We start from the raw sequence: 15730 nt of genomic DNA, 5'->3' as shown, positions 1-15730 counted from the left end.
CCGCAGCTCAGGCGGCTGCGCCCGCCTCGACCAGCAGAGCCTCCCGGTTGGCCAGGATGAACTCCTTCAACGCGGTCGGCTTCAAGTCGATCGACGCGAGATCGTCTCCCCGAAGGTCAACCCGGTCCAGGTCGTACCCGCCGCGCGACGGGTCGCTGAACTCCGGGCCGCTCCGGGCGGACTCGTCCAGGCTGGCCAGCCGCGCCACAAAGAAGTGCTGCACAGCGACACCGGCGTCCGACGGCGAGCTGAACAGGAACACCTGCGAGGCATCCGTGGCCTTCGCGCCCAGTTCCTCCGCCAGCTCCCGGTACAGAGCCGCCTCCACCGAGGCGTCGACGTCCTCGACACCGCCACCGGGCGCGGTCCAGTACGGCGCCTGCCCCGGCTTGGTCCGCTTGATCAACACCAGCCGCCCGAGATCGTCGATCAGAATCGCTCGTGCTGCACGCCGTCCCACTGCCACCGTCACCTGATCCGTCACGGCACAAGCTTACGGCCCGCTGCTTCTGCCCAATCACGGCACTCGCTTGATCGACGACCGTCCGTCACAGCCGAAAGAACCGGCGCTCTACGCTGGCTTGGTGACCTCGCGTGTCGAACTCGATCTACCTCCAGCAGGTGACTTCCTGCCGTTGAGCGACCTGGAACGCTTCGTGGAGCACGTCCGTCACGCAGGCGCGGTCGCCGACACGCCCGTCATCGCAGTCGCCGCCGAGCAGGACCCTGATATGACCATCGCGCTGCGGGTCGAGTTCTACACCGCGGTCACCGAGCGCGCGGACTTGGACGACCTGCTTCGCCTGCTCACCTAGATCGAACACAGCAGCGCCAGCGGCGGGCACGCCGTTACCGCCACGGCGAACACGCTCAGCTCCGGGGCCGCTGCCACGTTCGCGCACACCGACAGATCGGGCCCCGTGCGCCAGCCTACGCAGGCAACACCCTGCGAGCCAGTCATCGGCCGGCCTACCGGCACATGCGGGACCCGAATGCGGAGGTAGTCGGCTTCGCACACCGCACAAGCCAACCCGTCTGCTGCAACGCCGTCAGTCCGGCGATGATCGTGTCGTGTTCATCGGGCGCTACCTGCCGACAGGCGACGGGTGCCGACCGGGCGGACCGTGATCTCAGGGCCTTCGAAGTCGCTCCAGCAACTCGCCGACGTAGCGTGTGTCCTCATGATCACTGCCCTTGACGAGCATGAGGTCGTCGTGCAGAGCGCGCAACGTCCGTTTGGCTTCGTCGATGTCGTTGCGCGCCGCCTGGAGTTCGCCGATGTTGCGGCGTACCTCGAACGCGGTGTCGGCTCCGTCACCGCGCTCGCTACTGATCCTGCTCAGGACGTCGTTGAACCGGAGGAGCGCCTCATCGACCTGGCCCAGCTCGGCTCGGCAATACGCGGACTGCCGCAAGCATTCCACCGCGTCGTCGCTGCGTGGCCCTTGAGTACGGGCGAACGCGTTCTCGAGCGCGTCGAATTCGGGCCGAGCGACGCGATATTCGCCTGCGACGACCAGGATCGCGGCCCGGCGCAACCGGAGCTGTAGCACTTGCGGGTTCTCCGCGCCGAGCGCGTCGCCTGCCGGTTGAATCGCGGCGTTGAGGACTTCAGCGGCCTGGACGAACCGCTCTTCCTCCAGCAGCACGTCCGCCCGGTGGACCGCGTCTTCCATGGACTCCCGCAGGGCCGTGCGCGGCACCCGGGACGCCGCCGCCGATTCCGCCACGCTTGCGCGTTCCAGGACCGGGCCGAAATCGGGTCGGCTGCCCGGCGCGTTGGGGCGGCGGAACACCAGTGTGGGGTCCGGCATCCCGCTCGACGCCGCACCGCGCGCATCAGGCGCCGAACCGAGGGCGGGCAACAGCGGCAGCAGCCGCTCGTAGACCTCCACAGCGTCAGCAGGACGGTCGGTCGGCGCCTTCGCGAGCAGATCCAGCACCAGCCGATCAAGCTCGGCGGGAACGTCCGCGCGCACGTCCCGTAGCGGCACCGGAGTTTCGTCGAGATGCCGGTTCCACCGGTCGATGTCGGTGTCCCCACCGAACACCGGGTAACCCGACACCAGCTCGTAGAGCACGCAGCCCAGTGCATAGAGATCGCTGTGCGGGGTGACCTGTCTGCCCCGGATCTGTTCCGGGGACATGTACAGGCTCGTGCCCATGGGAATTCCGGTCGCGGTGAGCCGGGCCGTGTCGGGCCGCAGCACGGCGGCAATGCCGAAGTCGAGAACCTTCACCGCACCGTCGCGGGTGACCAGCACGTTTTCCGGTTTGAGGTCCCGGTGCACCACCGGAACCGCATGAGCGTGGGACAGCACTGTCGCGAGTTGCGCACCAAACGCCGCAGCCCAGTTGACCGGCAGTGGTTCCCGAGGATCGATGAACGCGCGCAGCGGTACACCGTGCACGAGTTCCATGACCAAGTACAGTTCGGCGACCCCGCTGTCAAGCCCGGCGTCGTAGACCTGCGGGACACCGTGGTGCCGGATTCGCGCGGTGACGCGAGCTTCGCGCTGGAAGCGTTTCGCGAGTTCCTGTACCGCTTCGCCATTGCCGATGGCCTGCGGATTGATCCGCTTGACCGCGACCTCGCGGTCAAGCACGACATCGAACGCTCGCCAGACCGTGCCCATCCCGCCGGAGCCGATCTCGTCGCGCAGCTCGTAGCGACGGCCGACCCTGTCCGCCACCCGTCCTCCCCTTCCGACCGTCACGCTCCACCGACTGCCGCCCGGGACTCATGATCCCGTGCACCTGACCACGAGTCCACCGGTTCGACGAAAACCCTGGCGCCACCCCACCGAACGCGCTCAGGCCACCTCGTCGATGCCTTCCTGCTTGCGGATCAGTCGCCACGCCGCGCTTCGGGCACTGCGGTTCAGCGACTCCTTGAACGTCCGGTCACGACTGCTGAAGTACTGATCGCCGAGGCCGGCAATGGTGTCGATGTGGTCGGCCATTTTGTCTTCGAACACGTCGTCGAAGACCGCCCCGAAGTTTTCCTCGTTGTTGACGATCGCGGCCTGCCGGACCTTTTCGTCCTCGACGGTCTCGTTGAATGGCCGCGCCACGTCCTCCTCGGTGAACGTGGTGCCGTGCCGATCATTGAATCGCTCGATCAGCTCCGACAACAGCGACTTGTCCTGGTCCTTGCCCGCGCCGGTTCCATCGCCGAAACCACGCAGCTCCGCGGTGCCCTCCGGCGCCAGCCCGAGATCGTGCTGACCGGTCTTCTCGACCCGTAGGTGACTGAGGTCGACCTCGCCGATGTCAACGCCGCCGTCCTTGCCGCGCGGTAGCCGGTTGAGCAGGTGCCGCCCGAACAGATACAGCCGCTCCAACTCGGCGTCCCGGTAGGGCACGATCTGCGAGAGGAACCCGTATTTGCGGACGAAGTCGCCGAGATCGAAGCGGAACTGGTCCGCGAGCTCCGACAGGGTCTCGTCGTTCAGGAGGGCCTCGTAGCGTGCAACGGCGGGTGCGATGTGCCGATAGAGTTCGGCGTGCAGCCTCGCCCACTTCGCCTCGCTGCCGCCGGCGACCCGTTCGGCGGCCAGGAACGCTCGCGCGAACTCGATCATCTCGGCGTCCACGAGAATCTGCGCCGACAGCACGCGGCTCTGCGCGTTATAGAGCAGGTTCGGGTCCGAGGGCAGCGTCGCCGCGTCCTCGAAATACGGCCGGAACGACTCCTGGATCGCGTCGGCGTCGTTGACGAAATCCAGTACCGCCAGATCCGCCTGGGTCTTGCGGTCGGTGGTCCGGTTGAGCCGCGACAGCGTCTGCACCGCTGAGATCCCGCCGAGTTTCTTGTTGACGTACATCGTCGTAAGCAGCGGCTGGTCGAACCCGGTCTGATACTTCTCCGCCACCACCAGAATCCGGTACTCGGGCTTCCCGACACCACCGTTGCGGGTCGTGAGGTCGTCGGCCCGGGTGTAGGCGAACGCCTTCGGCAGCGCACCCTCGGGCAGGCCACCGTTTTCCCGTGACTCGGTAACCTCCTCACCGTCGTAGGTCAGCGAGCCGGAGAACGCGACGAGCACCCCGATGTCGCCGCGAAGCTTGCCCTGCTTGCGGAGGTCGTCGATGTATTTCTTGAGGGCCCGCGACATCTGCACCGCACTCTGCCGGGAGGAGGTCACGACCATCGCCTTCGCGCGCCCACCGAGCCGCCCGAGCGTGTGCGCCCGGAAGTGGTCGACGATCACCTGCGCGTGCTGTGCCACGGTCGAGGGGTGCATCACCGCGGTGCGGGCAAGCTCCGGAGTGGCCTTGGCCGGGTCCACCTCGCGGTCGTCGGGGTTCTTGCTGATCAGCTTCCAGTAGGTGTCGTAGGTGACGTAGTTGCGCAACGGATCGAGGATGAAGCCTTCTTCGATGGCTTGCCGCATCGAGTAGGTGTGGAACGGCACGAACGCGGACTTGCCATCGTGCTCGCCGAGGACGCCGAAGTACTCCAGGGTCTTGGCCTTCGGGGTGGCGGTGAACGCGAAGTACGACAGGTTCGGGTTCTTCGCGCGCTCGGCGATGCGCTGCTTGAGCTTGACCTCGATGTCGTCCTTGTCGATCTTCACCTCGGTTGCGCCGGCCTCGCCGCTGTCGTCGTCGGCGTCGAGCGCGAGTCCGCGCAGCGCCTTGCGCACGTCGCCGGCGGCGTCGCCGGACTGCGAGGAATGCGCCTCGTCCACGATGATCGCGAACTTGGCGCCCTTGATCTCGGTGGGGTTCCGCCGCAGGTAGTCCAGCAGCGCCGGGAAGGTCTGCAACGTCACCGTGATGATCTTGCCCTGCTCGCTGGACAGGCGTTTCGCCAGCTGCTCGGACTTCGAGCCCTGCTTCTCGTCGATCGCCACGACCGTGCCCGCGGTCTGCTCGAAACTGCCCACCGTGGCACGCAGCTGCCCGTCGAGGTTGCGGCGGTCGGTGATGATGAGGACCTTGTCGAACACCGGCGTCCCCGGCTTGAGCCCCTTCTCCCGCGCGTCGGCGTCCAACTCGGTCGGGTCGGTGGGCGTATGCAGCGAGGACAGGCGGTAGGCCAGCCACGCGATCGTGTTCGACTTGCCGGAACCGGCAGAGGCCATGACGAGATAGTCGTGGCCGGTGCCGTGGTGGGCAGCGTGGGCGGCGAGTTTTTTCACGACGTCCCACTGGTGGAACCGCGGGAAGATCACCGACTTCTTCAGCCGCCCGTTGGCGCCCTTCTGACGACGCTCGTGCACGAACCGTTCGAGCAGGTCCAGCCAGTTGTCCCGGTCCCACACCTGTTCCCACAGGTAGGAGGTGGCGTACTTGCCGAACTCGGCCGCGGCGGGGTTGCCGGCGCCGCCGGGCTTGCCGGGCCCGTTCGAGCCGGTGTTGAACGGAATGAACCTGGTGCGTTCGCCGCGCAGCTCGGTCGCCACGAAAACGAGATCGGGGTCGACGGCGAAGTTCACGACCACCCGCTTGGCGAAGATGAGCTCGCTGGGGTCGCGCTCGTAGCGGTACTGGTTCTTCGCATGCTCGACGCCCTGGCCGGTCAGCGGGTTCTTCAACTCGGCCGTGGCAACCGGGATGCCGTTGACGAACAGCGCCAGATCGAGGCGGTTGCCCCGGTCAGCCTGCTTGGCGGCGTAGGCCAGCTCGCGAACGACGGTGAGCCGGTTGGCGCGATAGTCGTCGAGCGCGGAGTCGGACACGACCAGCGAGGGTTTGAAGTAGGCCAGCCGAATGCGCACACCGCGGTCCTTGACGCCCTTGCGCAACACGTCGAGCACACCATCGGTGTCGATGGCCTTCGCGACCCGCTGGGCGAACCCGCGCTGCGCGGCATCGGCGTCACCGCCGTAGTAGGTAAGTAGCTCCTCCCACTCGGCTGACTGGGTGGCCCCGATGAACGTGAACAGCTCGCCGGTATCCAGACCGAGCTCGGGGTCGTAGTCGGCGGAGGTACCCACCTCCCAGCCGCGCTCGGTCATCGCGTCGACGATCGCGGTTCCGAACACGGCCTCGTGATGAATCGGGCTCATCGGCTACTCCTCGATCCCGCGCCCACTCGCGGCGGACACATCGAACTCCCCAGTGACAGCGGCGGTGATCAAGGCCTGGCGGCGTTCAGCCAGCAGTTCGCGTTGGCGAGTTACCTTGTCAACGAGAGTGTCGAGGCGACGATTCTGCTTCCTAATCGCGTCCACGATCCTGAGCTGCTCGTTCATCGGCGGGAGCGGAACCCTGAGCATCTGGAGATCCGGCACATAAATCGTCTTATGTGTCGAGCCCATCGCGAGCCGCCCGAGAAGATCTGGCCGCATCGCGCGCAGACACCACAGGAGGTAGTACGGGTTCAGGCGCGGGCCACACGTCCAGGTCACGATGTCCTGGCTTGTGGCCATGTCCAGTCCCATCACACCCGAATAGCCAGCGGATGCGGCTGTGCGGCATAGGAAAACCGTTCCCTTTGGATGGAGCTCAGCAGCCGAATTTGCTAGGCCGATCTCGCTGATCTTCTCCCGAGTATCGACGAGATCCTCGATGCGATCATTGCGGAGCTGACTGACTTCGCCTGTAGTGACCCAGGGAATCGTGCAGTCCACCCACCACTCCGGTTTGTTGCGGCTGGGCGTATGTCCACTACCCATGCGTGAAACAAGTCCGAGTCGGACTTCCTCCCAATGGGCGGGAACATTCGTCAGCCATTCCAATTTAGACGGTCGGCGCTCAGTTGTATCCCCGCCAGCCACGAGATGCGCAACACCAGCACTCCTACGCTCGGCGAAAAGCCTCAGTTCCTTGGTTAGAACCGAGACGAACTTGTCGATGCAGGCGGTCTCGGCATCGAGGAATTCGGCGATGCGGCGCTGCTCCTCCAAGGGAGGCAACCACGTCCGGTACTCGGCCATCAACTCCCATGATGTCCGAGGCATCTTCGTGCCGTATGCCGTCGTGTTCGCCCACTCGATCCAAGCATTGGAAAGCGTCACGTAGAGCAAGAAACGCCTATCGACTTCCGTCCCCGGTCGAAGCACAAGGAGCTCGCCAGTTGCGGTACCCGGTTCTCTGGGGCAATACGATTTCGCTAGGTAGGGCCGCAACTTGCTGAACAGCACGTCGCTCGGCTGGTGGAGAAGACTGTCGTCCGCCGCTTTCAATGGCAAGTCGCCAACCAAGAGTCTGCCCGTACCGCTCTCCACGTCCTCAAGCCCGATGAACGGTCGAGGCTCACCGTCGGCCTTTTCGACGATATTGCGGACGACAGACTTGATCCGTACCAGGCTCACTCTGTCACCTCTCCCAGCAGTTCTTGGATCTCTGCTTCGAGGGCCTTGAGTTCGGCGTCGATTTCTTCCAACGGGCGCGGTGGCTTGTACACGTAGAAGTGCCGCGTGAACGGGATCTCGTACCCGATCTTGGTCTTGGTGTGGTCGATCCATGCGTCGGGGATGTGGGGAAGGACCTCGCGCTTCAGGTACTCCTCGATGTCCTCGTCGAGGGGCACGTTCTCATAGTCCCGGAGTTCGGGGTCGGGTTCGGGCTGGCCCTTGACGGTCTGGGCTTCGCCTTCGGGGTCGCGGACGCCGACGGCGTCGCGCAGTGCCTTGGCGAACGGGGCGCCGGTGGGCCAGGTGAGTCCGGCATCGGTAACGGTCTCGCGAATCTCCTTGACGGCTTCGGTTTTCTTCCACCACGTCTTGCCCAGCAGCGGGCGTAGCGCCTCGACGAACTTCTCGGGCTCGTCGAGTTTCTGGAACGGCTTGGTCTCGCGCAGCGCGGCGAGGGTGTCTTCGCTGATCTCGAACCGCAGTTTCAGCGGGCGTTCGACGGTGATGCGGCGGTAGCCGAAGTCATCGTTGTCGAAAACCTTGACCTTGGCGTGCTGCGGGTGGCTCTCGTCCTTGGCGGCGTGCAGCGCTTCGGCGTAGAGGCGGGTGATCTCGGCGATCTGGTTGGGGTCGATGTATTTGCGCTTGTCGCCGAGCGACTTCCGCATCTTCTGCCACTGGTCGCGGGCATCGAGCAGCACGACCTTGCCCCGGTGGTCCGGGCTCTTGCGGTTGGTGAGAATCCAGAAGTAGGTGGAGATGCCGGTGTTGTAGAACAACTGGTCCGGAAGCGCGACGATGCCTTCGAGCCAGTCGTTCTCCAGGATGTGCTGGCGGATCTGCGACTCGCCGGATCCGGCGGCTCCGGTGAACAGCGGCGAGCCGTTGAAGACGATCGCGACACGGCTGCCGCCCTGCTCGACCGGTTTCATCTTCGACAGCATGTGCTGCAGGAACAGCAGTGATCCGTCGTTGATCCTGGGCAGCGCGGGCCAAAAACGGCTGTTCTCGCCGAGCCGTTCCAGGTCGCCTTCGACGTCCTCCTTGACTTTCTTCCATTCGACGCCGAACGGCGGGTTCGCGAGCAGGTAGTCAAAGGTGGCGTTCCGGTGGCCGTCGTCGCTGAAGGAGTTGCCGAACTTGATGTTGTCGGGGTCCTGGCCCTTGATCATGAGGTCGGACCGGCAGATCGCCCACGACTCGGGGTTGAGCTCCTGCCCATAGACGTGGACGGTCGCGTCCGGGTTGAGGCTGGTGATGTGCTCGTAGGCGGCGCTGAGCATTCCGCCCGTGCCGCACGCCGGATCGAGCACCTTGCGGACGACGCCTCGTTTGCTCAGCGCGTCATCGTCGGGCGCGATGAGCAGGTTCACCATCAGTTCGATGACCTCGCGCGGAGTGAAGTGCTCGCCCGCGGTCTCGTTGGACTGCTCGGCGAATCGCCGGATCAGTTCCTCGAAGATGTAGCCCATCTGGTGGTTGTCGACAATATCGGGCCGCAGGTCCAGGTCGGCGAACGTGCTGGCTACCTTGTAGAGCAGGTTGGCGCCGTCGAGCTTCTTGATCTGCTGCGCGAACTCGTAGCGCTCCAGGACCTCGTAGGCGTTGGGAGAGAACCCGCCGATGTACTGCGTGAGGTTGCGCGCGACATGCGAGGAGTCTGCAGTGATCGACTTCAGCGTCAACGGGGTAATGTTGTAAAACCGGTGCCCAGATGCCTTCCGGAGAAACCGGTCGGCGTCGATGTCGCGATCGCGGTACTTCTCGACCGTGTCGAGCACCTTGTCGCGGGTGGGCGCGAGCACACATTCGAGCCGGCGCAGCACCGTGAACGGCAGGATCACCTTGCCGTAGTCGGACTGCTTGTAGTCGCCGCGCAGTAGGTCGGCAACGGACCACGCGTGGTTCGCCAGCTCGGTGTGCTTGTTGGTATTCAACAACGTTCCCTCGTTTTAGTAATAGTGGACAATGGCGCTGGATTCATGACGAGCCGCCGGTGGGTCACGGATCATCCAGCGGTGGCAACAGTGCTCCGCTGGTCAGGCCGAGCGCCCAGTGGTCGGCCAAGTCTTGTGCGATCTTCGCGGCGAGGTTCGCGGCCGAGCGCATGGCGTGGACCCGGCGGAACGTGTGCCCGTATCGGCGTTGGCGTTCCATCGGGATGAGCGGTAGCCGCAGCCGTCTGATATCGATTCGCTGGATGGAGCTACCCACGGCCGCGCCATGGATGTTCTGGTCGGCGGAAAGGAACCCGGCCAGGAAGTACGAATCCAGCCGTTCTGGATCCGGGCGCAGCAGGAACAGGTGCGGGCCGAGGACGCTGCCCGCATCGTGTTCGTCGGCGACGCGGGCCGTGACCGGGCCGACGTGGTGCAACGTCTCCGGCAGGAGCACGTCGCCCACCTCGATCGGGACAAGCTTGTCGACCGGCTTGCCGTGCAGGGAACCAGACGGCGGTTCGCCAGTGCGGACATCGTGTTGGGTCAGCACCGATGGTGGTTCGCCAGCGTCGCGCGATACCGCCTCTCGCGTCGGCGTCGCGCGGTACAGGGTGAGAGCGCCGCCGCGCAGAAGGTCGGCGACCGTGGCCGTTCGCCACGACACCGCTTCCGCTCCCGCCGTCCGCCACAGCCGCCCATGGCTGAGACCGACTAGGGCGTGTCCTGTAAATGATCTAGCTGCGGATGGGGTTTGATCTTGTCCGTGGTTGGTCGGGGTGAGTTGACGGATCGGGCCTGGGCGCGGATTGAGCCGCTGCTGCCGGCGGTGTCGGGGCCGGGGCGGCGGTGGCGGGATCACCGGCAGGTGATCAATGCGATTCTGTGGAAGCTTCGGACCGGCGCGCCCTGGCGTGATCTGCCCGAACGGTATGGGCCGTGGAAGACCGCCCATGAGCGGCTGCGGTTGTGGACCAAGGACGGTACCTGGCAGCGGATTCTGGACGAGGTGATCGTCAAAGACGACGCTGTCGGGGACGTGGAGTGGGTGATCAGTGTCGATTCCTCGGTGGTCCGGGCTCACCAGCATGCTGCGGGAGCCCGGAAAAAGGGGGCTGCACGCCCGCCATCGAGGCGATCGCGGTCGACGGCGAAGGACTCGGACGTTCCCGCGGCGGATTGAGCACCAAGATCCACCTCGTGGTCGAGGGACGCGGGCTGCCCATGCGGGTTGTGCTCACCCCGGGGCAGGCTGGTGACAATCCACAATTGGTGCCGCTGCTGGACGGGATCCGTGTCGCTCGCACCGGGCCTGGCCGCCCACGCCGCCGTCCCGAGGTGGTGATCGCGGACAAGGCCTATTCGCACCCCTCGACCCGCCACGCCCTGCGACAACGCCGGATCCGGTTCGTCAGCCCCGAACGCGACGACCAAATCGCCCGCCGCGCCGCGCACGGCTCACGGGGCGGACGCCCGCCCGCCTTCGACGCCGAGTTGTACAAGCAGCGCAACGTCGTCGAACGCTGCTTCAACCGGCTCAAACAGTTCCGCGACCTAGCCACCCGCTACGCCAAACGCGCCGCCTACTACCAGGCAGAACTCACCATCGCCGCCATCATCCTCTGGCTACGATGAATTGCAGGACACGACCTAGAGCGTTTCCAGTACGCCGCAGCCGGTCCCGTAGTTCGTGGGCGAGCGCGTCATGGAGGTCGGGATCGAGGACGGCCCCGCCCCGCACGTGACGTTGTGGAGTGAGGTCGACCGTGTCATCGAGGAGGTCCACTACCGACCTGGTACGAACCACGCCGGGTTCTGGCTCGACGCTTTCCGGGTCCTCGCGGAATGCGCGCCAGGCCGCCAGGACTCGTTCGGACACGGCCTTCCAGTCGATCTCCCGGCCACGGTTCGGTTCTGTCGAGGCGTCGACGAACAGAATCGGCCGCGGACCGGCGCTCGGCGGCGGAGCCAGCACCCACAGCTGCAGGTTGACATGCAGCGGCAGCGCGGCGCCTTGCGGCAGCGCGATCACCGCCCGCAACGCGCCTGTGCGCACAAGTTCGGCGCGGATGCGCCGACCGCCGGATCGTACGGCCGCGCCTGGCGGCATCACGACCACGGCCGTACCGTCCGCGCGCAGATGCGCGAGGCAGTGCTGCACCCACGCCAGTTCGGACTCCGACCGCGGCGGCAGGCCGTAGACCCACCGCGGGTCGTAGGCGAGTTCGTCGTGTCCCCAGTCGCGGACGCCGAAGGGCGGATTGCACACCACCGCGTCGGCTCGCTTGTCCGGAAAGGCATCCGACCGAAGGCTGTCGCCACGATGCACGTCACCGTCCGAGGCCGTGATGTCGACACGGACCCGCGCCAACGCGGCCTGATCGTCGGCGATCTCCTGGCCGAGCACGCATTCCGCGCCCGCACGTGCCGCTGCCGCCAGCAGTCCCCCGCCCCCGCAGGCGGGGTCCAGGGTTCGAGCGACGCTGCCCGGCAACGCAACCAGGAGATCAGCCAGTTCACGCGGGGTCGGGTACATCCCGGTCGCCGCGGCGTCGATCAGGTGTTCAGCGAGGAGCTGCAACGTCACCTCTGCGCCCCGCGCATCCAGACAGCGCAACAGCGCTCGGGCCGCCGAACTAGGCACCGTAGGCAGCTCAGTGTCGTCGCGCGACGCCCCGGCCAACTCCTCGCCGAACGACTCTTCGGGCAGGTCGGCGAGCTTTGCCAACCCCTCCGGAGACAGCCCCGCGAGCGGCGGAACGAGCGGTAGCAGTTGCCGGGCCAGCGCACGTCCATCGAGAGCCCCCCGCAACGCCAGGCGTAGCTCCGCCTCCGGCGTCGCCTCCGGTAGTTGCCCGCGCTCGGACAGCCATTCGCGGACGGAATCCAGGTCGTAGGTCGGGCTCGTGTCCGTGCCACCTGTCGGGCTCGGGAAATCTGGGTGACGGCGTCGCCAGTTGCTCACCGTGGCGCGCGTGACCCCAGCCAGTCGCGAGATCTCGGCGGCAGTCACCTGCGCTGTCGAGTCGGGCATCGCGGCGTCCTGTCATCGGCGATCGGCGGAACGCGGCGAAGACTACTCCTGTACACAGCTGCAAGCCAAGTTTGACTGGACAGTGCCTATTGACAGTGCTTTCAGAAGCGATCTTGAGAACTGCTTTCGTGGTGACATCGCACGCAGGACGATCTCCCCATCGCGCGCGCTTGGCTTCACTCAGTCCACTTCGCAGGAGGACGCTCGTTACTACATACGCCATAGGCCAGGACATCGGTTTCGACGTCCAGGCCGTTCCGCACCAACGCGTGATCGAATGGTCGGCGACCGTTGTACTGACTACGAACCGTGCCCGAACTCCGCCTCGCCGCCGATGAGATCGTGGTGGTACAACCGAGAAAACGCAGGTCAAACAAGATCGAGCTGTCGAGCGCGGTATGCCTGGCGCGACTCGTCAGCTCGGCTGGCGCACGGCCTGCCCATCTGCAGGCAGGACCCGTCCCGTGTTGCCCACATGCACCAACCCGCTGTATTCGGTGATCCGGCCGGTCTCCGCCCAGCGCCGCAGCACCCTGCGGCCGTAGTTGTTCGTCCCAGCTGCGCGGTCCAGCTCCGCGCCGGTCGGCGTGCGGCCCTTGGCCCGCTCGGTCACGTAGTACGCCCACATCCGCTGCTCGGCGGTCGGCTCGACCGGACGAGCCTCGTCCGGGACCACCGCGAGATGCACCGCCGGAGCCGTCTCGTCGCCCGTCTCGCCGGTCTCGCTGGCGGTCTCGGCGCGGTGCCGCTTGAGCGCGCGGTTGAGCAACTCGACCGCCAACAGCAGCGCCAGCGGCGGGCACGCCGCCACCGCCACGGCGAACACGCTCAACTCCGGGGCCGCCGCCACGTTCGCACAGAGCGAGAGACAAATCCCGAATACGAAGGACAACCAGGCCGCCCACCGGCCACCGGCACGGCGGCCGTGGCTGGTCTTCCACAGCTCGACCGTGGCTGTGGTCAGGATGCCGTCCACGATCAACGGCCAGATCGCCGCCGTCGCCTCGTCGGCACCGAACCGCAAGGCGAACTCGCGGCCGTGCCGGTAGGAGGCGTACGCCGCGCCGAGCGCGACCAGCGCGGTGCACGCGCACTGCACCCACAACGCACGGTCCCGCCGAGCCGGGGTTGCCGTGGCGCTCATCGCCGCACACCTCTCGCCGCGCGCGGTGCGTCGTCCGGGCAGCAGCCGACGCAGGCGAACACCTGCGAACCGGTCACCGACCGGCCCACCGGAACATGCGGAACGCGGACCTGGAGATAGTCAGCTCCGCACGCCACGCAGGCCAGCCCATCAGCCTGCACCGTCGTCAGCCCGGCGATGATCGTGTCGTGGTTCATCGGGCATCGCCTGCCGACAGGCGACGGGTACCGACCGGGCGGATCGTGATCTCAGGGCCTTCGACCAAGATATTTTGGTTCGTACGCTGAAGCGTTAGGCCCACCTTAGAGGTCTTACTAGAACAAGTGCCTGAATGAAGGCCACGAAGTAGGACCGCGACGCCTGGAGGCGAGCAGGGGCCACCCGCATTGCGGGTGGCCTTCTTGTTTGTGGGCAGCGGGCTGGTCGCTGTGGCCTTGGCCTGGTCGCCCTGGATGGCGTGGAGCAGCCCGAAGGGCTCCTGGAGTTCACCGTCTGTGATCTCCTCGTCCTCGATGTAGAGGGCTTGGAAGATCGCCTGGTTGAGCAGCCGCCGCTGCTGGTCGTTGCAGCGTCGGTACAGCTTGTCGGGCTGTTCGAGCAGCGCGAGACTGGCGTTGACGAGCTGGGCGCTGTCGGTGAGGTCGGCGTTCGCGGTTTCGAGGCGCCCTTCCAGCTTGCGGCGCTCGATCGCGATGTCGCGGAGCCTCTCCTTGACCTTGGTCCGCGGAAGGGTGCTGTCCGCTGCGAGGTCGATCAAGTTCTCCTCCTTGGTGTCGAGTTCCTTGAGTTGTGCGGTGATCTGCTTGCGCAACAGCCTCGCGGACTTTTCCTGATCGCCGATCACGGCATCGACTTGGTCGCGCATGTCAGCGATGAAGGACTGGCTGAAGCGAATCGCCGCGTAATGCCGCTCGACGGCGTCCTCGATGAGCGCGACGTTGACGTACGGTGCTTGGCACGCCCCCTTCTGTCGGCCTCGGCAGAAGAAGTACGTGTACTCGGCGCCCTTTGAGTTGGTGGTCTGCTGGATGATCATCCGCCGCTTGATGCCCTCGCGTCGGCAGCGCCCGCAGAAGAGCGATCCTTTGAGGTAGTGGTGGTGCACACGGCGGCGTTCTTGGGCTGTCATTCGCGAGTCGAGGATCTCCTGGACTGTGTCGAAGAGGTCCTCGTCGATGAGCGCTTCGTGCCGCCCCTGGATTTCTTCGCCGTCGTAGTCGACGTAGCCGAGGTAGTAGCGGTCGTGCAGCATCTGCGAGATCTTGTTCTCCGAGACCTTCTTGGCCGGATGCCGCCGGGTGGCCCTGGTGTGGAGACCGCGGTCGTAGAGTTCGTCGGACAACTCCTCTTGCGTGTAGTCGCCGGTGGCGAAGAGGGCGAAACCCAGTTGGACAAAGGGCGCGCGTTCGGGGTCGACGATGATCGTGCGGATGACGCGGCCGTCGGAATGGTCGATGTGGTTGAGGTAGCCGAGCTTGGCGCGGCCGAGAGTGCCGCCGCTGCGGGCTTTCTGCCCCATCTTGTAGGCGATGTCGGCACCGGACTGGCGGGACTGGTACTCGTTGAACGTGGCCAGGATGCCGTGCATCAGCTGACCGACCGGGGTGTCGTCGATGGCCTCGGTGGCCGAAACCAGGGTGACGCCGCGCTTGCGCAGGTCCGCCATGACGACCGCGTCGTCGTAGCGGTTACGCGCCATGCGCGAGAGCTGGTAGATGATGATCACGTCGACATCGCCCTGGCTGCGGACCCGCGCGAGCATGCGCTGGAACGCCTCCCGTTTAGTCATCTCAGTTCCCGAGCGTCCGGGTTCGACGTACTCCCACCGTCGACTCCGGCACCAGGAACGCACGCGCGATCTCGTCCGTCGTCAGCCCGCCCAGCAAACGCAACGTCAGCGCCACCCGCGCCTCCGTCTTCAGCACCGGGTGGCACGCCGTGAAGATCAACCGCAGCAGGTCGTCCGGCACCTCGTCCGGCTCGACCTCGATCGCCTGCTGCGTCGTCTCCAGGTCGAGCCCGATCTCCTCGTGCTTGCGCTCCGCCATCTTCAGGTGCCGGAAGTGGTCGATCGCGCGGCGCTTGGCGATCGTCATCAACCACGCGCCCGGGTTCGGCGGCACACCCGAGGACGGCCACTGCTCCAGCGCCGCCACCAGCGCGTCCTGCGCCAGCTCCTCGGCCAGCCCGACGTCGCGCATCATGCGCGTCAGCGCGGCGATCAGCTTCGCGGACTCGATGCGCCACACGGCATCGACGGTGCGGTGTGCTCGGTGACCGTCACGGTCACCGAGCACACCACCTCACC

12 protein-coding genes and 1 pseudogene are annotated in these 15730 nt (G+C 66.0%); 2 read left to right on the top strand and 11 right to left on the bottom strand.

Features of this window, described 5'->3' with window-relative positions; translation table 11 throughout:
* Positions 1-7 precede the first annotated feature (7 nt).
* Entirely contained in the window at positions 8-484 is a 477-nt protein-coding gene (locus ACFQGD_RS13765) for an NUDIX domain-containing protein (protein ID WP_345398041.1), read from the bottom strand.
* A 100-nt stretch (positions 485-584) separates the two neighbouring features.
* Here ACFQGD_RS13765 and ACFQGD_RS13760 point away from each other — a divergent pair, with 100 nt between their 5' ends.
* Positions 585-815, top strand: coding sequence for a hypothetical protein (locus tag ACFQGD_RS13760; protein WP_345398038.1), 231 nt, complete (start codon positions 585-587; stop codon positions 813-815).
* A 315-nt stretch (positions 816-1130) separates the two neighbouring features.
* Here ACFQGD_RS13760 and ACFQGD_RS13755 read toward each other — a convergent pair whose 3' ends face one another.
* From ACFQGD_RS13755 to ACFQGD_RS13735, 5 genes are all read right to left on the bottom strand, one after another.
* A complete protein-coding gene (locus tag ACFQGD_RS13755; protein WP_345398032.1) occupies positions 1131-2693 on the bottom strand; it encodes a serine/threonine-protein kinase in 1563 nt (520 codons plus the stop codon).
* Between the two features lie 120 nt (positions 2694-2813).
* A complete protein-coding gene (locus ACFQGD_RS13750) occupies positions 2814-6017 on the bottom strand; it encodes a type I restriction endonuclease subunit R (protein WP_345398029.1) in 3204 nt (1067 codons plus the stop codon).
* A gap of 3 nt (positions 6018-6020) precedes the next feature.
* Positions 6021-7265: a restriction endonuclease subunit S gene (locus ACFQGD_RS13745; RefSeq protein ID WP_345398026.1), complete on the bottom strand. Its 1245-nt coding sequence runs from the start codon at positions 7263-7265 to the stop codon at positions 6021-6023.
* Positions 7262-9244, bottom strand: a complete 1983-nt coding sequence (locus ACFQGD_RS13740; RefSeq protein ID WP_345398023.1) for a type I restriction-modification system subunit M — start codon at positions 9242-9244, stop codon at positions 7262-7264. Before ACFQGD_RS13740 ends, ACFQGD_RS13745 begins: the two co-directional genes overlap by 4 nt.
* A 64-nt stretch (positions 9245-9308) precedes the next feature.
* On the bottom strand, positions 9309-9911 hold the full coding sequence (locus ACFQGD_RS13735; RefSeq protein WP_345398020.1) for a restriction endonuclease subunit S domain-containing protein: 603 nt from the start codon (positions 9909-9911) through the stop codon (positions 9309-9311).
* A 99-nt stretch (positions 9912-10010) separates the two neighbouring features.
* Between ACFQGD_RS13735 and ACFQGD_RS13730 the strand changes: the two genes are divergently transcribed.
* A protein-coding gene (locus tag ACFQGD_RS13730) for an IS5 family transposase (RefSeq protein ID WP_377478175.1) occupies positions 10011-10879 on the top strand; the annotation gives its coding sequence in 2 pieces (ribosomal slippage) (positions 10011-10376 and positions 10379-10879; 867 coding nt in all).
* Here ACFQGD_RS13730 and ACFQGD_RS13725 read toward each other — a convergent pair.
* From ACFQGD_RS13725 to ACFQGD_RS13705, 5 genes and pseudogenes are all read right to left on the bottom strand, one after another.
* Positions 10860-12278 carry an HsdM family class I SAM-dependent methyltransferase gene (locus ACFQGD_RS13725; RefSeq protein WP_345398017.1) on the bottom strand — a complete coding sequence of 473 codons (1419 nt, stop codon included), beginning with the start codon at positions 12276-12278 and terminating at the stop codon, positions 10860-10862. The genes ACFQGD_RS13730 and ACFQGD_RS13725 overlap by 20 nt on opposite strands.
* Positions 12279-12693: 415 nt before the next feature.
* Positions 12694-13422, bottom strand: coding sequence for a DUF2637 domain-containing protein (locus ACFQGD_RS13720; protein ID WP_345398014.1), 729 nt, complete (start codon positions 13420-13422; stop codon positions 12694-12696).
* Entirely contained in the window at positions 13419-13619 is a 201-nt protein-coding gene (locus tag ACFQGD_RS13715) for a hypothetical protein (protein WP_345398011.1), read from the bottom strand. Before ACFQGD_RS13715 ends, ACFQGD_RS13720 begins: the two co-directional genes overlap by 4 nt.
* On the bottom strand, positions 13616-15274 hold the full coding sequence (locus ACFQGD_RS13710; protein ID WP_345398008.1) for a recombinase family protein: 1659 nt from the start codon (positions 15272-15274) through the stop codon (positions 13616-13618). The genes ACFQGD_RS13715 and ACFQGD_RS13710 overlap by 4 nt, the downstream gene beginning before the upstream one ends.
* A pseudogene (locus ACFQGD_RS13705) lies at positions 15228-15719 on the bottom strand (sigma factor); the annotation flags it as partial. The gene ACFQGD_RS13710 and the pseudogene ACFQGD_RS13705, both read right to left, overlap by 47 nt.
* Between the last annotated feature and the right edge of the window lie 11 nt (positions 15720-15730).

Origin of the sequence: Haloechinothrix salitolerans (assembly GCF_042662605.1) — a bacterium.
Classification (GTDB): Bacteria; Actinomycetota; Actinomycetes; order Mycobacteriales; family Pseudonocardiaceae; genus Haloechinothrix_A; species Haloechinothrix_A salitolerans.
Note: the sequence above shows the minus strand (reverse complement) of the source record. Positions and strands in the feature narration are given on the sequence as shown.